The organism is Chryseobacterium sp. BGA-UO-ETr-SB22, from assembly GCF_059567885.1.
This window is the reverse complement of record NZ_JCAQOV010000005.1, coordinates 2,751,159-2,777,861: the sequence shown is the minus strand read 5'-3', so window position 1 is coordinate 2,777,861 and position 26,703 is coordinate 2,751,159. Positions and strand designations below refer to the sequence as shown.

General features: G+C 36.3%; 23 protein-coding genes. 14 read left to right on the top strand and 9 right to left on the bottom strand.

Features of this window, described 5'->3' with window-relative positions; translation table 11 throughout:
• Positions 1 to 18: 18 nt before the first annotated feature.
• The 3 genes from AC57AW_RS19880 (at position 19) to AC57AW_RS19870 (ending at position 6,239) form a co-directional block, all read left to right on the top strand.
• Positions 19 to 1,347, top strand: coding sequence for a hydroxymethylglutaryl-CoA synthase family protein (locus AC57AW_RS19880; protein WP_496353277.1), 1,329 nt, complete (start codon positions 19 to 21; stop codon positions 1,345 to 1,347).
• A 621-nt stretch (positions 1,348 to 1,968) separates the two neighbouring features.
• Positions 1,969 to 4,764 carry a SusC/RagA family TonB-linked outer membrane protein gene (locus AC57AW_RS19875; protein WP_496353276.1) on the top strand — a complete coding sequence of 932 codons (2,796 nt, stop codon included), beginning with the start codon at positions 1,969 to 1,971 and terminating at the stop codon, positions 4,762 to 4,764.
• Positions 4,765 to 4,778: 14 nt separating this feature from the next.
• Positions 4,779 to 6,239: a RagB/SusD family nutrient uptake outer membrane protein gene (locus tag AC57AW_RS19870; RefSeq protein WP_496353275.1), complete on the top strand. Its 1,461-nt coding sequence runs from the start codon at positions 4,779 to 4,781 to the stop codon at positions 6,237 to 6,239.
• 74 nt (positions 6,240 to 6,313) lie between these two features.
• Here the strand turns inward: AC57AW_RS19870 and AC57AW_RS19865 are convergent, their stop codons facing one another.
• On the bottom strand, positions 6,314 to 7,237 hold the full coding sequence (locus tag AC57AW_RS19865) for an AraC family transcriptional regulator (protein ID WP_496353274.1): 924 nt from the start codon (positions 7,235 to 7,237) through the stop codon (positions 6,314 to 6,316).
• A gap of 183 nt (positions 7,238 to 7,420) precedes the next feature.
• Between AC57AW_RS19865 and AC57AW_RS19860 the strand changes: the two genes are divergently transcribed.
• From AC57AW_RS19860 to AC57AW_RS19850, 3 genes are all read left to right on the top strand, one after another.
• Entirely contained in the window at positions 7,421 to 8,950 is a 1,530-nt protein-coding gene (locus AC57AW_RS19860) for an aldehyde dehydrogenase family protein (RefSeq protein ID WP_496353273.1), read from the top strand.
• A 251-nt stretch (positions 8,951 to 9,201) separates the two neighbouring features.
• Entirely contained in the window at positions 9,202 to 10,236 is a 1,035-nt protein-coding gene (gene adhP / locus AC57AW_RS19855; RefSeq protein WP_496353272.1) for an alcohol dehydrogenase AdhP, read from the top strand.
• 88 nt (positions 10,237 to 10,324) lie between these two features.
• Positions 10,325 to 10,708, top strand: coding sequence for a DUF779 domain-containing protein (locus tag AC57AW_RS19850; RefSeq protein ID WP_318846956.1), 384 nt, complete (start codon positions 10,325 to 10,327; stop codon positions 10,706 to 10,708).
• 20 nt (positions 10,709 to 10,728) lie between these two features.
• Here the strand turns inward: AC57AW_RS19850 and AC57AW_RS19845 are convergent, their stop codons facing one another.
• Together AC57AW_RS19845 and AC57AW_RS19840 are read right to left on the bottom strand one after the other, a co-directional pair.
• Positions 10,729 to 11,241: a hypothetical protein gene (locus AC57AW_RS19845; protein ID WP_496353271.1), complete on the bottom strand. Its 513-nt coding sequence runs from the start codon at positions 11,239 to 11,241 to the stop codon at positions 10,729 to 10,731.
• A 30-nt stretch (positions 11,242 to 11,271) separates the two neighbouring features.
• Entirely contained in the window at positions 11,272 to 12,471 is a 1,200-nt protein-coding gene (locus AC57AW_RS19840) for a dicarboxylate/amino acid:cation symporter (RefSeq protein ID WP_318846958.1), read from the bottom strand.
• Positions 12,472 to 12,564: 93 nt separating this feature from the next.
• On the opposite strand from AC57AW_RS19840, the gene AC57AW_RS19835 reads away from it, so the two are divergent.
• The 3 genes from AC57AW_RS19835 to AC57AW_RS19825 are packed head-to-tail and all read left to right on the top strand — an operon-like array spanning position 12,565 to position 14,347.
• Positions 12,565 to 13,476 (top strand): DnaJ C-terminal domain-containing protein, encoded by a 912-nt coding sequence (locus tag AC57AW_RS19835; RefSeq protein ID WP_496353270.1) that lies wholly within the window; start codon positions 12,565 to 12,567, stop codon positions 13,474 to 13,476.
• Positions 13,477 to 13,479: 3 nt separating this feature from the next.
• On the top strand, positions 13,480 to 13,782 hold the full coding sequence (locus tag AC57AW_RS19830) for a chaperone modulator CbpM (protein WP_496353269.1): 303 nt from the start codon (positions 13,480 to 13,482) through the stop codon (positions 13,780 to 13,782).
• Positions 13,783 to 13,819: 37 nt separating this feature from the next.
• The gene (locus tag AC57AW_RS19825; protein WP_496353268.1) at positions 13,820 to 14,347 is read left to right on the top strand and encodes a hypothetical protein; all 528 of its coding nucleotides are present in this window, start codon (positions 13,820 to 13,822) and stop codon (positions 14,345 to 14,347) included.
• 55 nt (positions 14,348 to 14,402) lie between these two features.
• On the opposite strand, the gene AC57AW_RS19820 is transcribed toward AC57AW_RS19825, so the two are convergent.
• Complete coding sequence (locus tag AC57AW_RS19820; RefSeq protein ID WP_496353267.1) at positions 14,403 to 15,401, bottom strand: PLP-dependent cysteine synthase family protein; 999 nt, start codon at positions 15,399 to 15,401, stop codon at positions 14,403 to 14,405.
• A gap of 125 nt (positions 15,402 to 15,526) precedes the next feature.
• Positions 15,527 to 16,756, bottom strand: coding sequence for an ABC transporter permease (locus tag AC57AW_RS19815; RefSeq protein ID WP_496353266.1), 1,230 nt, complete (start codon positions 16,754 to 16,756; stop codon positions 15,527 to 15,529).
• A gap of 4 nt (positions 16,757 to 16,760) precedes the next feature.
• On the opposite strand from AC57AW_RS19815, the gene AC57AW_RS19810 reads away from it, so the two are divergent.
• A complete protein-coding gene (locus AC57AW_RS19810) occupies positions 16,761 to 17,957 on the top strand; it encodes an exo-beta-N-acetylmuramidase NamZ family protein (RefSeq protein ID WP_496353265.1) in 1,197 nt (398 codons plus the stop codon).
• Here AC57AW_RS19810 and AC57AW_RS19805 read toward each other — a convergent pair whose 3' ends face one another.
• The 4 genes from AC57AW_RS19805 to AC57AW_RS19790 all read right to left on the bottom strand — a co-directional run bounded on the left by AC57AW_RS19805 (position 17,958) and on the right by AC57AW_RS19790 (position 20,533).
• Entirely contained in the window at positions 17,958 to 18,164 is a 207-nt protein-coding gene (locus AC57AW_RS19805; RefSeq protein ID WP_318846965.1) for a hypothetical protein, read from the bottom strand.
• A 4-nt stretch (positions 18,165 to 18,168) separates the two neighbouring features.
• Entirely contained in the window at positions 18,169 to 18,801 is a 633-nt protein-coding gene (locus tag AC57AW_RS19800; protein WP_496353264.1) for a DUF3575 domain-containing protein, read from the bottom strand.
• 14 nt (positions 18,802 to 18,815) lie between these two features.
• Entirely contained in the window at positions 18,816 to 19,991 is a 1,176-nt protein-coding gene (locus AC57AW_RS19795; RefSeq protein ID WP_496353263.1) for a thioredoxin family protein, read from the bottom strand.
• Between the two features lie 182 nt (positions 19,992 to 20,173).
• Positions 20,174 to 20,533 (bottom strand): winged helix-turn-helix transcriptional regulator, encoded by a 360-nt coding sequence (locus tag AC57AW_RS19790; RefSeq protein ID WP_496353262.1) that lies wholly within the window; start codon positions 20,531 to 20,533, stop codon positions 20,174 to 20,176.
• A 143-nt stretch (positions 20,534 to 20,676) separates the two neighbouring features.
• Here AC57AW_RS19790 and AC57AW_RS19785 point away from each other — a divergent pair, with 143 nt between their 5' ends.
• From AC57AW_RS19785 to AC57AW_RS19770, 4 genes are all read left to right on the top strand, one after another.
• Positions 20,677 to 21,621, top strand: a complete 945-nt coding sequence (locus AC57AW_RS19785) for an alpha/beta hydrolase (protein WP_496353261.1) — start codon at positions 20,677 to 20,679, stop codon at positions 21,619 to 21,621.
• A gap of 20 nt (positions 21,622 to 21,641) precedes the next feature.
• Positions 21,642 to 22,208 carry a cysteine hydrolase family protein gene (locus AC57AW_RS19780; protein ID WP_496353260.1) on the top strand — a complete coding sequence of 189 codons (567 nt, stop codon included), beginning with the start codon at positions 21,642 to 21,644 and terminating at the stop codon, positions 22,206 to 22,208.
• A 207-nt stretch (positions 22,209 to 22,415) separates the two neighbouring features.
• Positions 22,416 to 23,999 carry a sensor histidine kinase gene (locus tag AC57AW_RS19775; RefSeq protein ID WP_496353259.1) on the top strand — a complete coding sequence of 528 codons (1,584 nt, stop codon included), beginning with the start codon at positions 22,416 to 22,418 and terminating at the stop codon, positions 23,997 to 23,999.
• 113 nt (positions 24,000 to 24,112) lie between these two features.
• Positions 24,113 to 26,698: a zinc-dependent metalloprotease gene (locus tag AC57AW_RS19770; protein WP_496353258.1), complete on the top strand. Its 2,586-nt coding sequence runs from the start codon at positions 24,113 to 24,115 to the stop codon at positions 26,696 to 26,698.
• Positions 26,699 to 26,703 lie beyond the last annotated feature (5 nt).

Here is a 26,703-nt window from a genome sequence, read left to right as displayed (position 1 = left end):
TTTAAAATTTAGACAATTATGAGTTTTGGAATTGAAGCAGCGGGCTATTATGTGCCTGGTTTATATTTGGAGATTAAGGATTTAGCAGAAAAAAGGGGAATAGAACCGGCGAAATTGGAGAAGGGATTAGGACTACATAAAATGGGACTTTCTGATGTCCATGAAGATGCAGCAACCTTTGCGGCAGAAGCATTATTAAAATTAATTAAAGATTACAGCATCAATCCTAAAGAAATAGCAAGAGTGTATCTGGGGACGGAAAGTGCAGTGGATGCTGCAAAACCTACTGCTTCTTATGCTGTACAGATGGTAGAAAAAGTACTGGAAGAAGAATTTGGAACCAGATGTTTCAAAAACTGTGATGTTTTGGATATGACCTTTGCTTGTGTAGGAGGTATAGATGCACTGCATAATGCACTGGATTTTGTAAGAGTGAATCCGGATAAAAAAGCAGTAGTGATTGCCAGTGATTATGCTAAATATGAATTGGCTTCTTCAGGTGAATATACACAGGGAGGAGGAGCGGTTGCTCTTTTGATTTCTTCAAAACCAGATCTCCTTGAAATTGAAAATAACTGGGGAGTCGCTTCAGAAAGTGTCTTTGATTTTTTTAAACCAAGAAGAATCTATAATAAAAAAGACCTGAACAATGCTCCGGAAACATATCCTGAAAAAATTGAAATTTTTACGGATGAACCTGTTTTTGACGGACAATATTCTAACCAATGCTATCAGGATAGAATAAAAGAAGCTTACCATCACTATAAAGAAATAACAGGACAGGAAAAACCTTATGAAAACTGGAAATACATTATTTTCCACCTTCCATATGCTTTTCATGGGAAAAGAGTTTTTACTGAAATTTACAGTCTTGAGAATGGTTTGTCCTATGAAACAGCTGAGGAGCAGAAAGCTGTTGCAAAGTCTGAAGACTATTTAAAATTAATAAGTGATAAAATAGAAAAGACACAGAGGGCTTCTTCCGAAATAGGAAATATGTACACCGCTTCTGTCTTTATGGCATTTCTTTCTGCATTACAAACCTCTTTTAACGAAAATGAAGAACTTTCAGGGGAAGAAATTGGCTTTGTAGGCTATGGAAGCGGTTCAAAATCAAAAGTATTTGCCGGGAAGGTTTCCAAAAACTGGAGAACAGTAGTAGAAAAATGGAATGTATTCGAAAACCTGAACCAGAGAATGGCTGTGGATTTTGAAACCTATGAAAAACTTCACAGAAAACAATTGATAGAATCTGTAAACAGAGAGTACAAAGGGTTCGGGCTTGTTTCTATTGAGACTGAAAACCCATTGTTAGTTGGAGCTAGATATTATAGCTATCAGAAGTAGGATTATTATAAATTTAATATATAAAAGCATCTCATATTCTGGGGTGCTTTAGTTTTTTATCGCTTTAAAAATACGTTGAGTTTTCCTCGTTTTTATAGTTGAGTTATTTTTAAATGTAACGCTAAAACAGTTAGGAAAAGACAGTGAATATCTATGAAAATTTTACAGGCTTCAACTGAAGTCTGAATATAGTATATTAACAGTTTTTTAATCTTAATCTTAATGAGACTATCTTAAAACAGGGGTTATCTGATTGTAAAGGTGTATTTTTTTATAAAATTTAAGAAAATAAGGCGTTTTTTTCTCCATTTTCCTTAAAATAAAGAATTGGTTTGTTATATTTTTTTCGTTAATAAAATCATTTAAGGTTTATTTTTTTAATCATTTGTTTTAAATGAGTGTAAATTGATTTTAATTTTAAAATTTATTAAAATTCCGTTAATGTTTGAATTGACTTATTTTTTGTTAATTTTTTAAATACAATTAAAATGATTTTACATCATTTTTTGAGTATAGATGTGAATATACCCTTTCTGGAAGCCTGTTTTCAGAGTTTAATGAATTGATGTTACAAATATTTATTGACATATTTGTCGCTTGAATATATTAAAATCTGTTAATATGAATGTGAAGTTACATGTATTAAGTGCAGGAGCTTTGTTTTTTTTAGGACAAGCTGCTTTTGCGCAAAAATCTAAGAATGATTCTGTTCTGAAGGAGAATAAGATCGATGAGGTAATCGTTACTGGATACCAGAAGAAAAAAGCAGATGAAATTACCCAGGCTCAGGCTGTTGTTGGTGGTGATGAAATCAGAAGAAACTCTCCTACCACATCTATTGGTAACTCTTTACAGGGTAGAGCTTCAGGGGTATTTGTACAAAGTACTACCGGGCAGCCAGGTGCTGCTGCTACAATTCAGGTAAGAGGGATTGCTGGTGTTGGTGGTTCTTCAGAGCCTACCTATGTAGTAAACGGAATGTATATGACTGCAAGACAGTTTAGTGCAATCAACCCTGCAGATGTAGAATCAATTTCAATTCTTAAAGATGCGGCTGCTACAGCGCAATATGGTGCGAGAGGAGCAAACGGGGTAGTGGTAGTAACTACTAAAGCCGGAAAAGCCGGAAAAACTCATTACTCATTTGAAACTAAATTCGGTTTTAGTGAGAGATTGAAGGACAATAACTATACCATGATGAATTCTAGGGAGTTAATGAACTTCCAGAATCAGTTGGGATACCTTGGATTTAAGCCAAGATCTCAGCAGGAAATGGACAGACTTGCTGCCTATGATCACAATTGGCAAAAAGATCTGTTAAAGCCTTCAAGCATCCAGTCTTACTTATTCAGTGCTCAGGGTGGATCTAGAGAAAGTACTTTCTATTATTCATTAGGATATGATTCTGACAATGGGATTATCAGAGATATAGACGGACTTAAGAGATATACAGGTAACTTCGGATTTACCAATAAATTGAGTGAAAAACTGAACGTAGGAATTAATCTTGGATTCCAATATCAGGTTACACAGAATTTTAGAGACCGAAATAATACGCAGAACCCATTTGGAGCAATGTATAAATATGCTCCATATGAGCCGATTTATAATGCTGACGGAAGTTATAACCAAACAATGAGAGCTGGTTCTAACGTTGTTGAGCAGATCAATACTTATAGATTAGATGATCAGAGACTGAGAATTCCGGTAACTTTATTCGCTGAATATAAAATTATTGATGGACTGAAATTTAAAACTAATTTCAATGGTCTTTATGATTGGTACATGGGAACTCAATGGTTGAAAAAAGGTTCAAACCTTGATATTACAGTTAACAAAGTTCCAACAGGTTCATTGAATAAAAATTCATTTTATACATTTAACTATACTTGGAATAACTCCATTAATTATAAAAAGTCATTCGGAAGCCACAACTTCGATTTCTTAGGATTTATCGAATATAACGATAACTACAACGAAACAATGAACGGTGGAGCTTACGGATTGAAGTCTCCGGTAATAAATGTTCCATCTATTACGACACCATCTGACAGAAATACGTTTACTGGGGTTAAAGTAAGAAATACTTTGTTCAGTTTAGCAGGTTTACTAAACTATGACTATGAAGGTAGATATTTGGTTACAGGATCATTGAGAAGAGATGCTTCGTCAAGATTTGGTGTGAATAACCAAAGTGGTGTTTTCTGGTCTGCAAGTGCAGCTTGGAATATCGCGAAGGAAGACTTTATGAAAGGTGGCTTTATTAATGATTTAAAGCTTAGAGGATCTTACGGTACAACAGGTAATGATGGTACTTTACCAGATTATTATAATGTTAATAATATCAGCTATGGATTATATGGTCCTAATGGTACTTCGTACCCTGGAACATCTTCACTAGGTAATTATATTATTGGTAACAGTAATCTGAAATGGGAATCTAACGCAATTACCAACTTAGGGGTAGATTTCACAATGTGGAACAGAAGAGTTCGTGGATCCGTAGAAGTATATAAGAATAAGAGAAAAGATTTCGTACAGCTTGTGCCTTTGGATAAACAAGAAGGAGGATACTATCAGTATATCAATGCAGGAGATATGTCTCAGAAAGGTCTTGAGGTTGAACTTAGTGTAGATGTAATCAAACAGAAAGATTTCCAGTGGAATTTACATGCTAATATCTCTTTCCAGAAGTCAGTTCTTGATAAGTTAGCAGATGGTCAGACTGAAAGAAACTTAGGCGATACTTATTTAAAAGTAGGAGAATCTCCTTATGTATTCTATAATGTTAGATTTGCTGGAGTAGATCCAAGTAACGGAAAAGCATTATATTATGATAAAGCTGGAAATGTTACTGATGTTTACAGTGCTTCAAATGCTGTTCCTTTAACAGATAAATCTCCTTTCCCGAAGAGCTTTGGTGGATTCGGAACTACAGTTCAATACAAAGGGCTTGATTTCAGTGCTGATTTCGCATTCAAATTAGGTGGATATACTTATAATAATATGTATGCTGCTGCTGTTGATCCAACATTGGCTGTTGCAGGTAGAAATATGGCTCAGTCTGCTGCGCAGGTTTGGCAAAATCCAGGAGACACAGGAGTATTCCAAAAAGTTGATTCCAATGGGATGCGTGATTCAGATCAGTGGATTGAAAAATCAGATTATTTAAGATTAAGATCACTTACATTAGGATATACATTTGATAAAGCATTCCTTGGAGAAGGTTCGCCAATCAATAAACTTAGAGCATACGTACAGGGGCAGAATTTATTTACAGTAACTAAATTCCACGGAGAACCTGAAGTTTCTGTAGGATCTGCTGATTCAACATCACTATTTGTTCCTGGATCATACAATCTTTATACTTACCCTGCTGTAAGAACAATCCTGGTAGGATTGCAATTAGAATTTTAATATTGAATAGCTTTATGAAAAAGAATATAATAAAAATAAGTTTAGCTGCGTTAACTGCCTTTGTATCGTTAACTTCTTGCGACAGAAATTTAGATCAAATCTCATCAATCAATGAAGATCAGGAGCAGGCGATGACGAGACCTGAGACCTTCAGACAGGCTATGGATGGTGCCTATACAGCTCTTAAAGGAGGAGGTTACTATACAAGTGATACAGGAAACCAACTTATCATGGGAGATCTTACGACTGATAACTTAGTTCGTACAACTACAGGAAGAAATACCAATTTTGCAGCATCAAACTTCGAATTTTCTTCAGATAATTCACAGACAACAGGACTTTACAGTGCTGCTTATCTTGTAATCAGCAGAACTAACTTTGTTTTGAAATATATCAATAACGGTGTATTATCTGGAACAGAGAAAGCGAATTTGGAAGCTGAGGCAAGAGCGCTTAGAGCAATCGCTCATTTTGATATTGTAAGAGCATATTCACAAATCCCAACTCAATCTGCAGAAGCTAAAAACTCTATCGGGATTTATTATTCAGAAACATATGCTCCTTTAAATAATACATCATCCCGAAACCTGACAGTTGATCAGGTATATGATAAAATTATAGCAGATCTATCATTTGCTGTTGATAATATCACTCAGAACGATGTTGATAAAGGAAGATTAAGCAAAGCTGCTATATATGGATTATTATCAAGAGTAAACCTTTATAAAGGTGACTATGCTAATACTATCAAATATGGTGAATTGGCATTGGGAATTTCGCCAAGTATTACTCAAAAATCTAATTTCTATAAAATCTGGAAAGAAAAAGAAGGAGATATTAATGATGGAGTTTTATTCCAGGTATCGAATTCTGCAGCTGAGCAAAATACTGTAGGAGTTGCTTACAATCAATCTGTTCCAGCGTTAAGATCAGAATTTGTTGTAGATTACGATTTATATACAGCCTATACATCAGATGACGTTAGAAAAGGGGCTTACTTCACTACGGGTACGTATAGCGGACAAAAATATAACCACGTTACAAAATATGCAGGTATTACTGGTTTGCCATCTAATATAGTTCCTGTAAGATATTTAAGAGGAGCTGAAGTATTGCTAAACGTTGCAGAAGCATATTACAGATCAGGTAATGGTGCACAAGCTCTTGTTTTATTAAATAAATTAAGAACAGAAAGATATTCTTCATTTACTCCTGGTACAGAAACAGGACAGGCTCTTTTAGATGCTATTTTAAAAGAAAGAAGACTGGAGCTTGCATTTGAAAATGACAGATGGTATACTTTGAAGAGATTAAACCTTCCTGTTCAGAGATCAGGTAAAGGAGACCTTTTCGACGGTACAGGTACGCCTTCAGTTGCACAGACTCTTGCAGCTGGAAGCTTCAAATGGCAATGGCCAATTCCTATTACTGCTATTCAGGCCAACCCGAATATTAAGCAGAATGACAAGTATTAAGATTTAATTTTAATATATTTTTTAAGAAGGGTCCCATTTATGGGGCTCTTTTTTTGTAGGCACTTATCAATAGATTATCTCAGAATCATTCTGTCTTGATAATTTTTCGGAGTTACTCCCTCCAATTGCTTAAATACTCTGGAGAAATAGTTTGTATCTGAAAATCCTGTTTGATAGGCCGTCTCTTTGATGCTGGTCTGGCTGGCTAATAATTCTTTTGCCCTGTTGATTCTCTCTTGAAGAATAAAATCATTCGGGGAAGTTCCCAGTTCATCTTTAAACATTTTAAAGAAATTAGATTTACTTACATAAGCCAGCTTGGCAATACTGTCAATAGATAATTTCTGGTGAAGATTCCTTTTAATATAATCTACTACAAAGCCTATCCTGGATTTATTCTTAACAATATTTTTTTCTACCATGCCTCTTGCCTGGGTCTGCATCAGCCTGATCAGAAGTTCCTTCAATGCGAAATCGGCCATGATATCCTTTTGAGAATTATCATCCATGGCAATTCTCATAATATTGTTTGTAGCAGAAGCTAGTGATTTATTGTTAAACAGAAAATACTCATCCAGCTGAATATTCCACTGCGAAGTTTCGTCCACTTTGGGAAGGTGATAATTGAGATAATTAAGAGAATCCTCTATAAAATCAGGATTAAGGCTCAAAGAAATACATTGGGTAGGGGTTTCATCAGCCTCAGGAAAATCAATAACCATGGTTTCTCCCGGAGCGACCAGAATACTTTCCCCCGGATAATAATCAAAATAATTGGTCTTATTATCCAGCTTCATATGTTTCTTACCTCTCAGCATGGCGGTGAATGCAATGTTTTCAAAATGAAGTTTTACATCAAAAGCAGTCTTATGGGTCTCATAAATACTGAATTCACAATTGTTTAGATTGAATTTCGTCTGGTGTTCAACAAGACTCAATAGTTGGCTTTCCTTACGTAATTCAGGAGTATTTAATAAAATCTTACTATTGTTATTCATTTCTAAAATTTTTTGAAAAGGAGGTAACTCAAATATAGAAAATTTGAGAGTACGTTGCTGTTAATAAAATACTAAAATTGAAGTGCTTGCACTATTTTACACTTTTTTTATAGGATTGTGCTATACTCTTTTGGGCATCTCACTGTAATTTGGCTTTATCGAAAAAATAAAAACAATACTAATATGAGCACTATTACAGAACCAAGATCAACGACACTTTTACAGCGCCCGGAGTTCAAAAGCAGATATGATAATTATATTGATGGAAAATTCACTCCACCCGTTAAAGGGCAGTATTTTGATGTAGTCTCTCCCGTGGATGGGAAGAACTTTACTCAGGTTGCCCATTCTTCCAAAGAAGATTTGGAACTGGCTGTAGATGCTGCAGAAAAAGCATTTCGTACCTGGAAAAATACATCCTCTACAGAAAGAAGTATTATTCTGAACAAAATTGCAGACAGAATAGAACAGAATCTGGAATATCTTGCTATCGTAGAAACGATAGATAACGGAAAAGCTGTGAGAGAAACACTGGCTGCAGATTTACCTTTGGCAATTGATCATTTCAGGTATTTTGCCTCCGTTATCCGTGCTGATGAAGGATCTCATAACGAACTGGATAAAGATACCGTATCTCTGATCGTTCACGAACCTCTGGGAGTAATCGCTCAGATCATCCCATGGAATTTCCCGATACTTATGGCTGTCTGGAAACTGGCTCCGGCATTGGCAGCAGGAAACTGTGTGGTTTTGAAACCAGCAGAAAGTACTCCAGTTTCTATTATGGTGTTAATGGAACTTATCGGTGACCTTTTACCCGCGGGTGTTATCAATATCGTGAATGGATTTGGTGCAGAGCTTGGAAGAGCTTTAGTGACCAATCCGAAAGTAGCAAAAGCAGCATTTACAGGATCTACGGCTACAGGACGTATGGTGATGCAGTACGCAACAGAAAACATCATTCCGGTAACCTTGGAATTGGGAGGGAAATCACCAAACGTTTTCTTCAACTCTGTAATGGATGCCGATGATGCATTTTTAGATAAAGCGATAGAAGGAGCCGTTCTTTTTGCCCTTAATCAGGGAGAAATTTGTACATGCCCTTCAAGATTACTCGTTCAGGAAGATATTGCAGATGCCTTTATTGAAAAGGTGATCGAAAGAGTAAAAGCCATCAAAGTAGGAAATCCACTGGACAAAACCGTGATGATGGGAGCGCAGGCTTCAAAAATTCAGAAAGATAAAATCCTTTCCTATATTCAATTAGGAGTAGAAGAAGGAGCTGAGGTTCTGGTAGGAGGAGAAGTCAACCATCTTGGAGAAGATCTGGAAGACGGATACTATATTCAGCCAACGATTTTCAAAGGAAATAACAGAATGAGAATCTTCCAGGAAGAAATTTTCGGTCCGGTGCTGGCATTTACGACCTTTAAAGATGAAGAAGATGCAGTAAAAATTGCCAATGATACTATCTACGGGCTTGGTGCAGGAGTTTGGACAAGAGATGCGCACCAGTTGTACAATATTCCTCGTGAGATAGAAGCCGGAAGAGTATGGGTTAACCAATACCACTCTTACCCTGCGGGAGCGCCTTTCGGAGGGTACAAACAATCAGGAATAGGAAGAGAAAATCATAAAATGATGCTCGATCATTACCGTCAAACCAAAAACATGCTGATTTCTTATAACAAGAATAAGTTAGGTTTCTTTTAATATTATTTAGGACGTGCCCGATTGCCTTGGCTTTATCCAGGGCTGCACTTCGTTTCGGTGCTCCATTTCATTTCGCACCGGTTCGTTCCTCGCCGCCCTTACTATCCCTCACGCAGGGAAATATCAGTCATTTGATATAATACTCTATTAATGATTGACTTTATAAAGACAGCGTCAAGATTTACAGCTGTCAGTTTACCTCAGGTGATAAAAACTAATAATCCAAAATAACTCAATCCAAAAAATAAGATATGATCCCAAAAACAATGAAAGCGGCAGTAGTTCAGGGCTACGGTCAGCCCCTGAAAATTGAAGAAGTACCCGTAAGAGCACCTGGAAGATATGAAGTCCTTGTCAAAGTAATAGCCTGCGGGGTTTGTCACACAGATTTACATGCTGTAGATGGTGATTGGCCCGCAAAACCCAAGATGCCGCTTATTCCAGGACATGAAGGGGTAGGTATTGTTGTAGCCTGCGGACCTGAGGCTTTTGTAAAAGAAGGAGATGCTGTGGGAGTTCCGTGGTTGTACAGTGCGTGTGGATGTTGTGATTATTGTATCACAGGATGGGAAACCCTTTGTGAGGCTCAAAAAAATGGAGGTTATAGTGTGGATGGAGGTTTTGCAGAATATGTTATTGCAGACTCTAGATATGTAGGACATTTGAAGTCTGATGTTAACTTTTTGGAGATTGCACCTATTTTATGCGCCGGAGTAACGGTTTATAAAGGATTGAAGGAAACAGAAACAAAACCTGGAGAATGGGTAGCCATTTCAGGAATTGGTGGGTTGGGACACGTAGCAGTTCAGTATGCCAAAGCAATGGGAATGCATGTTGCTGCCATAGATGTTGCAGATGATAAATTAGAACTGGCAAAAAAACTCGGAGCTGACCTGGTAGTCAATGCAAAAAATACAGATCCTGGAGAATATTTGCATAAAGAAGTTGGCGGGATGCATGGTGCATTGATTACAGCGGTTTCACCTATCGCGTTCAAGCAGGGGATAGATGTTTTGAGAAGAAAAGGAACGATTGCTCTGAACGGGCTTCCTCCCGGCTCTTTTGAACTTCCGATTTTTGAAACGGTTTTAAAAAGAATCACCGTGAGAGGTTCTATCGTAGGAACAAGAAAAGACATGCAGGAAGCACTTGATTTTGCCAATGAAGGTTTGGTAAAAGCTACTGTTACTGCCGCAAAACTGGAAGACATCAATGATGTATTCGATAAAATGAAAAAAGGACAGATTGACGGCAGAATCGTTTTGGATATTGCCAGCTCAAATTAATTGATGATGTGTTGCTGATCCCGGCTGGATTTATTTTGCCGGGATCTTTTTATAATACTAAGGTTTATAGTAAGCTAAAATAAAAATAATGGAAGCAAAAATATCCAGACTTTCTGCAACAGAGCATGCACTTGAAGTGATCCGGAAACTTGAAGACCAATATGGCCCGCTCATGTTTTATCAGGCAGGAGGATGCTGTGAAGGTACGCAGCCACAATGTTTTGAAAAAGGAGGATTTTTCCCCCGGATGAATGATGCAATGATAGGAACCATTAATGGATATGAGTTCTGGATAGACCGGGATCTTTTTGAATACTGGAAATATTCACATTTTACATTAGATGTTACAGACGGCTTTGGGCCTGGTGGTTTCTCTCTGGAAACTCCTTTGGGAAAAACCTTTAAAGTTCATTACCGACTTTTCACTCCTGATGAATATGAAAACCTGGAACCTGTAAAACGCAGTGAATAGAATCTTGGGCTTAAAAGAAATTAAGGCTTTTGAGCAATGTAAATAAGCTCTCTTTCAAATTCATATTTACCTCTTGAAATAGCTCTTTTTAGAATGAAATATTGAGAAACAGCTATTATTGAAGCCACAGCGAGGAACAAGAAGTTTTGCTGATCTCCTCCTATATTGACAAAAATCGCGAGTAGGCAAAAACAAAAAACAAGAATCAGATTAATAATCTGAAAACCTGAAGGGGAAAATTCTAAAAAGACTGATGATTTTCCATTTTCATCCGAAATAGTTCCATGAAATACTGGACTGTTGTTATTGATATCAAATAAACGTCTTCTCCTTTTGATCGTAAAACTGTTTTCCTCAATCATTCCTCTGTATTCAAATCTTGTAGGAATTGTGGAATCTTTTTCCAATGATATAAAGGAGGTATTGGTTTTATAAGTGATTTTCCACAACCTTTGAATCAATTCCGGTTTACTGATATTGACCTCTACTCTGGAGCTGTCATATAATCCGATATTTTTAAAAAATAAGTTCATTTTATAGAAAAAAATAGCTAAAAATTAGTGTCAGACCTTTACAAACCGATTGACAAACATGGCTGCCACTATATCTCCCACAGCATTCAATACCGTGGCTAAAGGATCTACCAGAGTCCCGATAATCATCACAGCAGGAATTGCTTCCTGAGGCAGTTTATACACGGAGATCATCAGCATCTCACCAATATATCCGCCATTAGGAATACCACCAGCCACAATGCTTACAAATACCGTAATTCCCAAAGCCAGAAGCAGGTTGGCCGGATCAAAGAAATCTTTTCCAATAATCAGGAATGCCACATAGATCTTGATGATTGAAGACATTGAAGATCCGTTTTTATGCAGGGTAGTCCCGATAGGAATCACCAGATTGGCAATAGAGTTCGGAATTCCGATCTTTGATGCTGCCTGTAAATTGGCAGGCATTGTTGCAAAACTGCTGCAGGTACTTATGGCTGTAAGAGTAGGGTAGATTGCATTGGTCCAGAAACTTTTGACTCCTTTCTGCCCATTCGCCATAAAAGCATAAATAGAAAAGAAGACCAGAAAGTAAATGATTCCTGCAACATAATACAACCCTAAAGGTTTAGCATAAAACCCAAAAAGCTGTGGTCCTAAAGTTGATACCTGATAGGCAAAATAAGCACCCAAACCTATGGGAGCCAATTTCATGACCAATAAAAGAAGTTCTTTCATCACTTCATATCCTGAAGCAATAAAAACCCTGAATGGCTGCCCTTTTTCGCCTGTCTTTCTGGCAGCAAATCCTGTCAGAAATGCAAATACCAGAAGAGCCAGCATATTTCTTCTCGAGAAAAGCTCTGTGAATTCTCCTACCGTAAAGAAACTTACGATTCTATTGCCCCATGTATCATCATTCGCCGCTTCAGAAATGATATCAGAACTCCCTGAAACTCCTGAAACCGGGAAAAGATATACAGCACAGATGGTAAAAACAGCTGCCGTAAGAATAAAGAATAAAAAGGTAAGAGACATCACAAGGATGATTTTTCCAAATTTAGACTGCTGTTCCAGAGAAGCTATAGAATTGGATACAGCAAAAAATACCAAAGGAACTACACTCACAAAAAGAAGATTAAGAAAAATATCTCCCAAAGGTTTTATGTATTCCACAAAACCGGGCGCAACAATTCCAATGATGCTTCCAATAGTGATTCCCAAAAGTAAAAATATGATTCCGGAGTAGTTTTTCAGTACCTCTTTCATGTGGTGCTTTTTATCAAAGATAGGTTTATTTTTAACATTTTGTTATACAATTTTCAGACCTAAATTTCATAAATTTGGGTAAACCTCATTTCTATGGCTTATATAGATTACTATAAAATTTTAGGCGTAGATAAAAGCGCAACACAGGATGATATCAAAAAGGCTTACCGGAAACAGGCCCGGAAACTTCATCCCGATCTTAATCCTGATGATAAGGAAGCAGAAAGACAGTTCAAAGAATTGAATGAAGCCAATGAAGTGCTCAGCAATCCGGAAAGCAGATCTAAATACGACAAGTACGGAGAACACTGGAAACACGGCGAAGAATACGAAAAAAGCCAACAGCAGCAAAGACAATATCAGCAACAAAATTATGGCGGTGGATTTTCCGGTGCTAATTTTGGTGAAGGAGAAGACTTTTCAGATTTTTTCCAAGATATGTTTGGTGGTTCAGGCGGTGGATTTGGTAAAAGCTCACGAGGAAGAGCTTCCGGAAAATTCAAAGGAAATGATATCAAAGCAGAATTGAATTTGAATCTGAGAGATGCAGCAAAAACCCATCCGCAAACTTTTGATATTAATGGAAAGAAAGTGAGAATCACAATTCCGGCAGGAGTATATGATGGTCAGCAGATCAAACTGAAAGGACACGGAAACCCGGGCGTCAATGGCGGTCCTCACGGAGATTTGTATATCACTTTCAATATCCAGGCTGATCCAAATTTTGAAAGAATAGGGGATGATCTGAAAACTAAGGTGACAATTGATTTGTACACCGCTGTTTTAGGAGGAGAAGTCAATGTAAATATCCTGGAAGGAACGGTAAACCTTAAGGTAAAAGCGGAAACCCAAACAGGAACCACCGTAAGACTGAAGGGAAAAGGTTTTCCTATCTATAAAAAAGAAGGAGAACATGGAGATCTTTTTGTAACCTATGAAGTGAAACTGCCAACCAACCTTACCGAGAAGCAGAAAGAACTTTTTGAACAACTAAAAAATTCCTAAGCTATGAGTGAAAGAATATCACGGGAAGAACTCGTAAGAGTCTACAATATAGAAATCACTTTTTTTGATGAGCTTGTAGATTATGGGCTTTTGAATATACAGATTGAAGACAATATTCATTATCTGATGTATGAAGATCTGCCCGATCTTGAAAAATTTGCCAACTGGTATTATGATCTTGAAGTCAATCTCCCTGGTCTGGAAGTGATTCATAATATGCTGAAAAAACTGGACGCGTTGAACCGCAGAAACAGAGAATTGATGAACAAACTTTCTGCAATAAGTGATCAATATGAAGATATTTAGTTTAGTTTTGTAGGTTTTTAAAGCAAACTCTATAATTATGAATGAAGAAAAGGTGATTACACTAAAACCGGACAGAAAGATTTTTGAAGAGATTTATTTTAGCGGTAATCAGGGAAGTCTGCTTTTTTCGCCTACAACAAAAAGTAAAACTATTGCTACCATTGCTGCTGCAGTGATTGTTTTTATTGTTTTTCTTTTGAAAGATAATCTGAGCAAAGAAAGTAAGGGAATTTTATACTTTTTAAGTTTTATATTTTTGCTTTGTGCTGTTTTTCTTTCAGTAAGTGTCAACAAAGTTTCAAGATGGAAGAAACAGGTGAATCATTATTTAAATGTATTGGAAAAGTGTAAAGTATACGAAATCAGATTTGACCAGAATTTTTTCACTGTGAATATTGATGGCGAAAAAGAAACCAGCGAGTGGAAAGATTTTGAATATTTTGACAGCAATAATGAATTTATTTCCCTTGAAGGAAAATACAGCTATATGTTTCCCAGGAAAGCAATGAGTGAGAAAGAATACAGCATCCTTAAAGGTAAATTAAAAGAAAAGATCAAGTCATAAAAATAAAAAACGGAACAAAATATTGCTCCGTTTTTTTATTTGTAAAATAATTTTATTAACCTTCTTTGTTTTCTTCCAGCCAACCCATTTCTTTCATCCATTCGTCATTGTAGATTTTTCCTACATATCTTGAACCATGGTCATGAAGTAAAACGACGATCACATCATCTTTGGTGAACTGATCTTTCATCTGAATTAAAGAAGCAATCGCACTTCCAGCAGAGTATCCACAGAAAATTCCTTCTTCTTTAGCCAGTTTTCTTGCGTAGATGGCACCATCTTTATCCGTAACTTTTTCAAAATGATCAATCACAGACATGTCATAATTCTCAGGAATAATATCTTCTCCAATACCTTCCGTAATGTAAGTATAAGCATGGTCATAGTGCAATTCTCCGGTTTCGTGGAATTCTTTCAAAATAGAACCATATGTATCCACCCCAATTACTTTAATGTCTGGATTTTTTTCTTTAAAGAAAGTTCCGCATCCTGTGACTGTACCTCCCGTTCCGGCTCCTGCCACAAAGTGAGTCAGTTTTCCTTCAGTCTGTTCCCAGATCTCAGGAGCAGTAGATTCATAGTGAGCAGTTCTGTTAGATAAGTTGTCATATTGGTTCACATACCATCCGTTTTCCGTTTCTTTTGCCAGTCTTTTGGATACTGAATAATAAGAACGTGGGTCAGTAGGCTTTACGTCTGTAGGGCAAACAATTACTTCAGCACCTACAGCACGAAGAATATCACACTTTTCTTTTGATTGCTTAGAATTCGTTACAAAGATACACTTGTAACCTTTGATGATGGCTGCCAATGCCAATCCCATTCCTGTATTTCCGGAAGTACCTTCAATAATGGTTCCTCCTGGTTTTAGTCTGCCGTCTTTTTCGGCATCTTCTATCATTTTAAGAGCCATTCTGTCCTTTACTGAGTTTCCAGGATTGAAGGTCTCTACTTTTGCTAATACTAATGCCGGGAAATCTTCACCTAATACTTTGTTAAGCTTTACCAGCGGTGTGTTACCTATAGTTTCAAGGATATTTTTTGCGTATTTCATAAATGTTTTATATGCGGCGCAAAGATAAGGTTTTTAAAATTATCTGCGCTGTGGATAACGTGTGGATAAGTTGTGGGTAAAACTGAAATCATCTGAAAGACAGTGAATAACTATCAATTATCAATTTAGTTGTACTTAATAACTTTCACAGGAGAAATCTTACTGATCAGGTAGCTCGGAATAATTAAAGCCAATCCTGAAATAAGAAGAATTCCCAATGAGATCGAAATAATTGCGATAGGATTAAGATCTACCGGAACCGTACTTACATAATAGTTTTCCGGGTTAAGCTTTATTACTCCAAAGAATTTCTGGATCAGAATAAGTCCCAATCCGATAGCATTTCCATACAAAAGTCCCGGAATCATAATAATCAGGGTGTAATTGATGAAGGTTGCTCTTATCTGTGAATTACTTGCACCTAATGTTTTAAGAAGCCCGATAGAATTGGTTCTTTCAATAATAAGAATCAGAAGAACCATAATGATATTAATCACTACTACAATCAGCATGATGATAATGATCAATGCGATATTGGTATCAAAAATACTAATCCAGTCCGTGATTTGTGGAAATTTTTCAGTTGCTTTTTCAGCATAGTTTTTATAACCGATCAATTTTTCAATTTCAGGAAAATCCTTGTCGATATCGTTTACATTTTTCAGAAAGATATCTATTCCGCCAATTTCATCAGGTTTCATATCCTGAATTTTTCTTGCATGGTTGATTCCTCCGATAACAAACTGTTCGTCAATTAGTTTAATATCAGTTCTGTAGATTCCTATAATCTTGAATTTACGATAAAGAGGCTTTTGATCAGCCTTTAAAAATACCGTAACAATGCTGTCATTTATCTTAAGGTGCAGATCATTGGCTACTTTTTGTGAAATGGCAACGTCATTGTTGAAGCCTTTCTCAGTAACTTTCGGAGTAGTACCGGCGATAAGGAATTTTTTAAATCTTAAACTGTCAAAATCTTTTCCTATACCTTTAAATATGATTCCCGCAAAATTGTGTTCATTACGCATGATTCCTGTAACTGTCACATATTTTTGAATGCTTTCCACATCGGGAAGTTCTTTTATTTTTGCAATATTGAGTCCCTGATTATCAAGTACGGAAGTATTATAAGAGGAATTTGAACGCGTGGATCTTACAGTAATATGTCCGCTGAAATCTGCCAGCCTCTCTTTGATAGCTTTTTTGGAACCAAAACCGGTGGCTACAGTAATTAAGGAAACAATAATCCCCAATGCTACGGAAAGCCTGCCAATGAAGATGATAACCCTTGAAAGGTTATTTTTGTTATCTTTGGAAAATGCTATTTTTCTAGAGAAATATAAAGGAAACTTCAAGCTTATGAATTTAGATTTCAAAATTAAAAATTTACTTCTGATTTGCCTAATTTTTTTAGGAGTATTCAATCAATATTATTCTCAGACTCAAGTTCAATCGGATTTTAAAACTGGGGCAGACCAGCCTGAAATGTATTTGCCACTCTTAAAAGATAAAACAATAGGGGTAGTAACCAATCAGACGGGCTTGATGAGTGATAAAACTCATTTGGTAGATTTTCTGGTAAAAAACGGAATCAAGATCAAGTCGATTTTTGCTCCTGAACATGGTTTCAGAGGAGATGCTGACGCAGGTGCAAAAGTGAAAAATGGAGTAGATATAAAGACAGGAATCCCGATTGTTTCTCTATATGGAAGTAATAAAAAACCAAAACCGGAACAGCTGGCAGGAATTGATATTGTTATTTTTGATATCCAGGATGTTGGGGTGAGATTCTATACCTATATTTCCACGCTGTCTTATCTGATGGAAGCAGGTGCTGAAAATAATGTTGAGATCATGGTATTGGATCGTCCCAATCCGCATGATGGGTATACTGACGGACCTGTATTGAGAAAAAAATGGGCCAGTTTTGTAGGAATGCATGAAGTTCCTGTAGTTTACGGGCTTACGATAGGAGAGTATGGAAAGATGGTGAATGGAGAAAAATGGCTGAAAAATGGTGTTCAGGCTAAATACACACTTGTTCAGATGAAGAATTATCATAAAAAGCAACGCTATCCGATGCTTGATAAACCTTCTCCGAATTTACCTAATGATAAAGCAATCAATCTATATCCAAGTCTGTGTTTTTTTGAAGGAACTCAGGTTTCTGTAGGAAGAGGAACAGATCTTCCTTTCCAGATTTATGGTTCACCATGGACGGAAAATCTTCCTTACCAGTTTACGCCAAAGCCAAGCTATGGTGCTAAAGATCCATTCCTGAATGGGAAACTGTGTTATGGTGAAAACCTTTCAGAATATCCTACAGACTTAAGAGAGCTCAACCTTGAATGGGTAATCAAAGCTTACCAGAATTATAAAAATCCCCAGCAGGATTTCTTCCTGAAAAATCTTTGGTTTGATACCCTGTCCGGAACTGATGATTTCAGAAAACAGATCATTGATGGAAAATCAATTCAGGAAATTAAAAATTCCTGGAAAAAAGATCTGGAAAGTTTCGAAAAGATCAGAACCCGGTATGTGGTATATGAAGATTAATTAATCAAAATTTTGAGGCGGATTTTTATCATTTTTGCCCTTATTTAATATAAAGAGACCGATCGTTAATCCAACAACTCCTGCAAAAGCCGTTAATAAAGCTCTTTGCAATTTATCAGGCAGATCGTTTCCGATATAATTCATTAAAAAAAGGATCACAAAAGTGATCACTAAAATGATAATATGGTTTTTTCCGAATAGCTTCATTGTATTATTTTAATTTATAAGAAATCATTACCCCTCCTCTGTATGGGATGATCTCACCGCTCTTATTGAATTTTTCAGCAGAATCATAACGCAGCCCTGTTGAACGGTCATATCCTTTGTAAAATCCTTGTGATGTTCCGACTGTTCCATATATGTCAAGATTCCATCGTTCGGATAGCTGAAATTGATATCCTGCCGTAACACCCAGCATAATAGTAAGTCCCTTTTGATAAAGATTAGTGTTTAAAAGAACATCTCCATTATCTTTATAAAAATATCCGTCATGCCAATAACTCCATTTTTGGAGATTATAAGCTGCAACACCAATATTTGCTCCTAAATACCAATTTTTAAATGCTTCTTTAAAATAATATCTTCCTTCCACAGAAAGAGAGTAGATTTGTAATTCGTGTCCTGCGAAAGACTTCCAAGGTGAAATGAAAACATCACCCTGAAGGGTATATTTTGGACTGATTTGTTTTTCTATTCCAAGGTTTAAAATACCTATTGGAGCAAATAAAGCATTTCCTTTTATGTATAAACTTTTCTCCTGTCCTCCTTGTTCCTGCTCCTGAGCACTCAACGTAGTTGCTGACAGGAAAGCTAAAATGCCTGCTGCTAATAATTTATATTTCATCCGGTATGTAATGTTTATTTTATTTGCTTTAATAATTCATCTGCTAACTGAGAATCCTTATTGCCCTGAACTGTTATGTTTTTAGACATTTCAGCGTAGCTTTTTGCCATCTCTTTATTTCCTGTAAGATTGTAGAGTTTGGCAAGAATATAAGTGTTTTCTGAAGTTTCGCTTCTCATGACAGATTTTTCTGCCCATTCAGTAGCTTTCTTTAATGAGGATGGGTTTTTCACATGATCTGCAAATATCCATGCAGCTCTCAGAAGTTCATTAGGGTCAAATGAATCAGAATTTTTATAATAGTCTAAAGCTGCTTTTTCGTATTCAGGAAAATTACTGTTCTGCTCATAATAGCTGAGTTTAGTCTGATTCAGTTTTTTAAGAGCAGCTTCTTTTCCTACCAACGGTTCAGCTGTTTTTAAAAAATAGTCATCGTTGATCTTTTTATTTTTATCATCAATAGACTGTTCTACTATTTTTCCTAATTTAAGCTGAGCATCAAATTCTGTGTAGGTTTCTTCAGGAAGAAATTTAATGATCTCCGCTTTTCTGGATGCGAAAATAGTATAATTGGTGTCTTCTGATGACTTTACGAAGTAGAGAAGAAAGCCGATTTCATCTCTTGTAAGTTCTTCGGTTTTCTTTTTATTCTGAAAATATCTTTCGGAAGCCTTTTTGGCAAAGTCATAATCTGTGTTGGCATTCAGCTTCATAATATTGATCAGGAATTCCGGATCCTTATCACCACTGGCAAAACGATCTTTAAGAGATCCTTTTTTGTTTCCCGGTGAATTGATATCCTGAGCCATAGCTACAAACATACTTTCTTCCATATAACCGGTATTTCTGGATACCAGTTCGCCTTCACCGTTCAGGAAAAGATAAGTAGGATAGGAACGTACTCCAAATTGAGAAGCGATGTCTCTGCCTTCTCCTTTTTCCATATCAAATCTTGCATTGATGAAGTTGGTATTGTAATAATCACTCACGGATTTCTGGGTGAAAACATTTCTTTCCATCATTTTACATGGACCACACCAGGAAGCATATGCATCAATAAAAACTAATTTTTTTTCCTTTTTAGCTTTGGCAATAATATCCTTGAATGGAAGCTCCTGAAACTGGATAGCTTCCTGAGCAGAAATAGCGATGACACAAAAAATAGATATCCCGGAGATGATCTTCTTCATTTTCAAATAAGATTTGTAGGCGAAGATAATTAATTTTAAAAATATAAAACGCTGAATCTGCTGATCAAGCGTTGATATTAACTAATTTTAAGACTTATAGCTGTTTTCTGATCTTTCAGTTTACGTATAAAATAAGAGTTATCTTTTGGGTCTTTTCTTTAAAAAAGGAATGGGAATTCAGATTATTTTTTCTTAATCTTTTTATGCTCGTTACCCCATACTTCCAGTTGATCTAAAACCGGAATCAGTTTTTTGCCAATTTCTGTAAGTTCATATTCTACTTTTATGGGAACTTCTGCATATACTTTTTTGACAATGAGCTCTTCCTGCTCCATTTTTTTCAGCTGAAGGGTAAGCATCCTTTCAGAAATATTGTGGATTTTATCCTTCAGTTCAAAAAATCTCAGTTTCCCATGTTTAAGGTGATAACAGATGGAAAGAATCCAGCGGCCGCTGATCAGATTCACAGCATATATTTCAGAACAGCTGTACTCTAGTGTTTTCTTATTTTCATTATTGGAGGATGATTCTTTAATACTCATACTTACATTTTTGTTCGTTCCAGACAATCATTTGTACACTTGGAAAAGAGAATGTTGATAGGTTAAATTTACAAATAAAAACAGGAAATAGCCTTTCGGGAAGTGGTTTTATCACTTATGTAGAATAAAATATTTAGGATAATATGAATTTTAATAGAATTAACAGTGATTTAAAAAATAGTATTGAAAATGTTCCTTATTCGTTAGAAATTGATGAAAATTTGTTTTTGAATGCTCCGGAAATTATTCAACAGGAAAGAAACGAATTTACGAAAGCTCATCCTTTCAAAAAACCGGATCATATTGCTGTACAGGATGTTTTTATACCAAGTTCAGAAGATGGATACAAGATAAGACTTCATGTTTATCAGCCTGAAGGTTTCAACCGGGAAAGAGTTCTCCTTTACTTTCATGGAGGAGGGTATGTTTTCGGATTACCGGAGCAGGTGGATGACCAGATGTTTGAAATTGCAATTAGACTGAAGGCAACCATTATTTCCGTTGATTACAGGCTTGCTCCTCAATATCAGTTTCCTATTCCTGTTTTAGATGGTTTTGATGCTTTACAATGGATTATAAGACACGGTGAGTCAGAGCTGGAGATCAATTCTGATCGTATTACCATTTTCGGGGCAAGTGCAGGTGGACATCTGGCAGCAGCTGTAACCCAAATGGCCGCAGATCATGATATTAAAAATATAGAACATCAGTTTTTACTATATCCTGTGATTCACAACAGACTGGATACTCCTTCAATGGAAGAGTTTACCGATATTCCACTATGGAATAAAAACTATGCAGAGACAGCGTGGCTGCATTTTCTGGGCGAAGAAAATAAGGATAAAAGTATTCAATATTCGGATCTTACTTTTTACAATAATTTTTCCAGGTTACCAAAAACAACGATTGTTGCCTGTGAGTTGGATCCTTTAAGAGATGAGGGTTTAGAATATGCCCAGCTTTTGTATAAAGCAGGAGTGAAAACGGAATTATGGGTGATTCCCGGCGCTTTGCATGTATTTGACCTTTTTGAATCTTCAATAAAGGATGAATATAATGAGTTTCTTATGAACAGACTTTTCAAATAATAATATAAAATAGTAAACAGGTGAAACTAAGAGAAAAAAAACCGGCATTGATTCTTATTGATATTCAAAAAGGATTTCTTGATGAGGACTATTGGGGAGGAAACAGAAACAATAAAGAAGCAGAAAAATTAAGCGGAAAAATACTGCAAGCATGGAGAAGCTTGAATTTGCCGATATTTCACATCCGACACAGCTCAACAAATCTTCAATCTAAACTGCATGAATTTGATCCTGGATTTGAATTCAATGACCACGTCTTGCCTCAAAATAATGAACCTATTATTACAAAAAATGTCAACAGTGCTTTTATTGGAACTGATTTGAAAGAAAAATTAGATCTTCAGAAATTAAATACTCTGGTGATTCTGGGAATTACAACCAATCACTGTGTTTCCACAACGGTAAGAATGGCAGGTAACTTTGGGTATGAAACGTATGTGATTTCTGATGCTACAGCGGCTTTTGACAGAGTAGGAATACACGGAGAAAAATATGACGCAGAATTGGTTCATCTCATGGCATTAGCTAATTTGAGTGAAGAATTTGCCGCGATTATGAATACTGAAGAATTATTAAAGAAGCTGTAGAAAAATTAATCAGAGTGCAATTCTAAGATAGCCATTTGTCTGCTTTCAAAAAAAATAAATAGTTGAAAATACATGTTTTTGTTTCAAAATAGGCTGGCCCATTGCCAGTTTTAAAGATATAAATAATTCACTTTACGGTACTGAAATCTTTGTTATACCTTTGCAAACGAATAATTTATATGTAGGAGAACAACAATTTATATTAACTTGGCTATTAATTTTAAACACGCTTTATCCCAAAAATCCATTTACATCGCCGTTCTGTCTGCCTGCCTGATTGCAGTGGCAGCATTTGCTGTTTTGAGTCTTCTGATCACTGAAGACAGTCGTAGAAATACCGATGATTTTGCAAAGAAAACCTTCTTCCGTAAATATGAATCTATAGAACATGAATTCAGGAATATTGAAGACTATCAATATCTGCTTAGTGCATTGATTCAGAAAGACGGTCTTAAGAATTATAAAGAGTATTCTTTAGTCTTAAATGATTTAAACAAAAAAAGAAATCTGCTGCCTTACAGCTGGTATTATTACGAAAATACAGCTTCTGGAAAATCTGAGAGTAATAATCCATTATCCGATATTTTCAAAAAGACAGATTATAAAGAGAAAGCTATTGTTTTAAAAAACAACGGGTCCGGGCATTTCAGAGATCTTCTGATAACTAAAAAAGACAGTATGTATTGGGTGAGTTATGATTCATTGATGCTGCCTGATAAAAACAAACTGTACTATGGTTCTACCGTAAGCCTGGATGATCTTCATCAGTACTTTATCAATGTAGACAAAAGTTCTAATACGTACGCGTATGTCTTTACCAAAGAAGGAATTTGCATTACCCATCCGGAGAAAAAATACATAGGCAAGAATATTTTTGATTTTACAGATATTAAGGCTAAAGATACATTGTCTGGCATAACTGAAGCGGGATATACCAAAGGAACGGCGGTTTCAGAATACCTTGGAGTTGAAGTAACTCGGTTCATAAAACCACTAAAAACAGATAATTTTGACGGATATACGGTTGTTAACCATGTTAATTTCATTATTGATGAAAATATAAGCAAGATAAAAACCTACACAGTCTATATTTTTCTCGCAGCGTTATTCCTTATTGTAACTGTTTTTATTTTATTCCAGCGATCCGCAAATCTGGCCTATCAGGAAAAAGAAAAAATACAGTCTGAGAAAAATTTCCTTTTGATAGAGAATGAAAAGATGCATAAAGCAGAGGTGATTAACCAGCTTCAGCAGCTTAAAAATAACATCAATCCGCACTTTCTTTTTAATTCACTGAATTCTCTTTACATGCTGATTGGCATTAATAAAGATAATGCACAGAAATTTACCATGAATCTCTCCAAGATTTACAGGTATCTTATAGTGCCTCCAAAGGAAAATATCGTTCCGGTTTCGAAGGAAATCAAATTTATACAGCAGTATATGGAGCTCCAGAAAAGCAGGTTTGATGAAGAGATGAGCTTTGAACTGATCATTAATGATCCTGAAAGTTTGGAAAAACGAATTCCATATTTATCACTGCAAATCGTTACTGAGAACGCGATCAAGCACAATATTGCTACTATAGATCGGCCTTTGGAAATTATCATTATTGTTGACGAAGATGGGATCACGGTGAAGAACACCTGGCAGCCAAAAACGGAATCGGTGCAGGGAGAAAAATTCGGAATTGATTATTTGAATCAAGTTTATGAGTATTTTAAGAATAATCTTCTTCATATTTCTGTAGATGGTGAATATTTCATATGTTTTTTACCCTTAATGAAGTGAAAATAAAAAATCCATTCACTCCCGAAAAAGCACCTTTCACTCCCTAATATTATTTATATAATTCACTATACCTATAGCTTTGCTAGCTGAAACTAAGATATTTACTATTTGGAATGAATCGGACTATTTTAATGAAGAATTACAGGCTGGCACTGTATTTAGGTCTTGCTATGGCCTCACCAATGGCAATAGCACAGAAAAAAGATACAGTGAAGGTCAACAAAGACAAAACTGATAAGACAGAAGCTTCCACATCAAAGAAAACAAAGAAAATTGAAGACCTGATCAAAAAAGGAACTTATAAAAAAGGACTTTTTAATACGATACAGGTAAAAACGGATATTTATTTTGAAATTCCTGACAGTTTGATGGGACGTCAGTTTTTGGTGGTGAACAAACTTTCTCAGGTACCAATGCAGGTGAATGAGGCAGGTTTGAACAAGGGAATGAATTATGAAAATAAGGTCATCTCTTTTCACCGTGATCCCGTAGCTAAAAAAATATGGGTAAAAACGGTGGTTCCTAAAGTGTCATCCCCAAAAAATGATGCCATTACAAAATCTGTTAAAGACAATTTTTCAGAATCTGTAATCGAAGTCTTTGATATTGAAGCGCAAAACAGTGATTCTACAGCAGTAGCAATCAAAGTCAATAAAGTTTTTGATGGAAATCAAAAGAGCTTCAATGATGTCTTGGCTAATGTAGGATTAGGAGGATCTGTGAAATCAAGCCTTTCTTATATAGAAGGAGTGAAGACATTTCCTAAGAATCTTGTAGTGAAGTCTCAATTATCAACGTCTGTAAATGAAGGTGGAGTAGATTTGCCGGTAACCCTGGGTGTTACCACGAATCTTGTACTGCTTTCTAAAATACCGATGAAACCAAGAGTTGCAGATTCAAGAGTAGGATTTTTCTCCGAAAAACACTGGTCGTTTAATGACAATCAGCAGAAAATGGATGAAAAATTCTTTATTACCAAATGGAACCTTGAACCAAAGGACGAGGATAAAGAAAAATATTTAAGAGGTGAGCTGGTAGAACCTAAGAAACCGATCGTTTATTATATCGATCCGGCTACCCCAAAACAATGGCGTGAAAAAATCATTGCCGGAGTACATGACTGGCAGGCGGCGTTTGAGCAGGCAGGATTCAAAAATGCAGTGATTGCGAAAATGCCGGATGAAAAAGATGAAGATTTTGATATTGATGATGTAAGATATTCTGTAATTACTTACGCCGCTTCGCCAAAGTCAAATGCAATGGGACCATCAGTAGTAGACCCAAGAAGTGGTGAAATTATTGAAGCAGATATCATCTGGTGGCATAATGTAATGACTTCTCTTCACGACTGGATGAGAATTCAGACAGGGCCTATCGACCCGAAAGCCAGAGGGAATAAATTCAGTGATGAACATATGGGTGAGGCGATCCGTTTTGTTTCATCTCATGAAGTAGGACACACTTTTGGATTGAAGCACAATATGGGAGCTTCATTTGCCTTCCCGGTAGAGTCGCTTCGTTCTAAAGAATTTACAGACAAAATGGGTGGTACGGCACCTTCCATTATGGATTATGCACGTTACAATTATGTAGCTCAGCCGGAAGATGGCGTTACAGCTATCACTCCAAAAATTGGTCTTTACGACAAATATGCTATAGACTGGGGTTACCGTTGGTATCCTGATGAATTTGTTGAGAAAAAAGCGCTTAAAAACTTAATTGAAAAACATGAGGACGACCCGATGTATTTCTATGGGGAGCAGCAGAGCTACCTGGAAACTATCGATCCTCGTTCGCAGTCTGAAGATTTAGGAGATGATGCCATGAAAGCCAGTGAGTACGGAATGAAAAACCTGAAAGTGGTTGTCAATAATCTTTTAAAATGGACGTATGAGGACGGTAAAGAGTATACAGATGCAGGGAAACTGTATCTGGGAGCTATCGGACAATGGGATCTGTATACAGGTCATGTGATGGCGAATGTTGGAGGAATTTATCTGAATAATACGGTTTTTGGCAACAAGAAGAAAGCTTACGAAGCAGTTCCTGTTGAAATACAGACAAGAGCTGTTGATTATCTTGTTAAAAATGCAATCAACCTTCCGGAATGGTTATTCTTTAATCCTATTACAGAAAAAACGTACCCGGTTAAAGATTCACCAATGGGACCATTCGAGCAGACGCCATATACTATGGCAAGAGGAATGCAGTATGCGAATATCTATTCCCTGTTGATGGATGACAGATTGTTGAGATTGCTTGAAAATGAGTTGAAGCATCAGGTTTCCGGTTCGAAAGAAGAGATCTATACCGTTGAGAAATTATTTGATCAGGTAAGAACTGCTATTTTCAGTAAAAAAGGAAGTCTGACGATGCTTGAGAAAATGACTCAGAAAAACTATGTGGATGCTTTGATTGTTTCAGTGAATAAATTATTTGAAAAAACAGCAGTGAAAGGATTGAAATCAGACGATACTCTGAATATCCCGACTATCTGTAGTTTCCATGAAGATGATCACGGTCTTAGGAATATCAATTATTCATCCATGAAAAGAGTATCTGAAGTTACTACCTACAAGAGAGCGGAACTTCAGAAGGTTCTGGACTTACTGAACGGAACAAGATACAGAGGTGATGATGCTTCCAGAGCACATTACACAGATTTAATCATTCGTATACAAGAGGCTTTAAACAAATAAACGGC

Coding starts and splice junctions, on each gene's coding strand:
- AC57AW_RS19850 (WP_318846956.1), top strand. CDS start 10,325: ATGGAAGCAAAAATATCCAGACTTTCTGCAACAGAGCATGCACTTGAA.
- AC57AW_RS19845 (WP_496353271.1), bottom strand. CDS start 11,241: ATGAACTTATTTTTTAAAAATATCGGATTATATGACAGCTCCAGAGTA.
- AC57AW_RS19840 (WP_318846958.1), bottom strand. CDS start 12,471: ATGAAAGAGGTACTGAAAAACTACTCCGGAATCATATTTTTACTTTTG.
- AC57AW_RS19810 (WP_496353265.1), top strand. CDS start 16,761: ATGAATTTAGATTTCAAAATTAAAAATTTACTTCTGATTTGCCTAATT.
- AC57AW_RS19800 (WP_496353264.1), bottom strand. CDS start 18,801: ATGAAATATAAATTATTAGCAGCAGGCATTTTAGCTTTCCTGTCAGCA.
- AC57AW_RS19785 (WP_496353261.1), top strand. CDS start 20,677: ATGAATTTTAATAGAATTAACAGTGATTTAAAAAATAGTATTGAAAAT.
- AC57AW_RS19865 (WP_496353274.1), bottom strand. CDS start 7,237: ATGAATAACAATAGTAAGATTTTATTAAATACTCCTGAATTACGTAAG.
- AC57AW_RS19820 (WP_496353267.1), bottom strand. CDS start 15,401: ATGAAATACGCAAAAAATATCCTTGAAACTATAGGTAACACACCGCTG.
- AC57AW_RS19805 (WP_318846965.1), bottom strand. CDS start 18,164: ATGAAGCTATTCGGAAAAAACCATATTATCATTTTAGTGATCACTTTT.
- AC57AW_RS19795 (WP_496353263.1), bottom strand. CDS start 19,991: ATGAAGAAGATCATCTCCGGGATATCTATTTTTTGTGTCATCGCTATT.
- AC57AW_RS19860 (WP_496353273.1), top strand. CDS start 7,421: ATGAGCACTATTACAGAACCAAGATCAACGACACTTTTACAGCGCCCG.
- AC57AW_RS19875 (WP_496353276.1), top strand. CDS start 1,969: ATGAATGTGAAGTTACATGTATTAAGTGCAGGAGCTTTGTTTTTTTTA.
- AC57AW_RS19825 (WP_496353268.1), top strand. CDS start 13,820: ATGAATGAAGAAAAGGTGATTACACTAAAACCGGACAGAAAGATTTTT.
- AC57AW_RS19770 (WP_496353258.1), top strand. CDS start 24,113: ATGAATCGGACTATTTTAATGAAGAATTACAGGCTGGCACTGTATTTA.
- AC57AW_RS19790 (WP_496353262.1), bottom strand. CDS start 20,533: ATGAGTATTAAAGAATCATCCTCCAATAATGAAAATAAGAAAACACTA.
- AC57AW_RS19835 (WP_496353270.1), top strand. CDS start 12,565: ATGGCTTATATAGATTACTATAAAATTTTAGGCGTAGATAAAAGCGCA.
- adhP (WP_496353272.1), top strand. CDS start 9,202: ATGATCCCAAAAACAATGAAAGCGGCAGTAGTTCAGGGCTACGGTCAG.
- AC57AW_RS19880 (WP_496353277.1), top strand. CDS start 19: ATGAGTTTTGGAATTGAAGCAGCGGGCTATTATGTGCCTGGTTTATAT.
- AC57AW_RS19830 (WP_496353269.1), top strand. CDS start 13,480: ATGAGTGAAAGAATATCACGGGAAGAACTCGTAAGAGTCTACAATATA.
- AC57AW_RS19870 (WP_496353275.1), top strand. CDS start 4,779: ATGAAAAAGAATATAATAAAAATAAGTTTAGCTGCGTTAACTGCCTTT.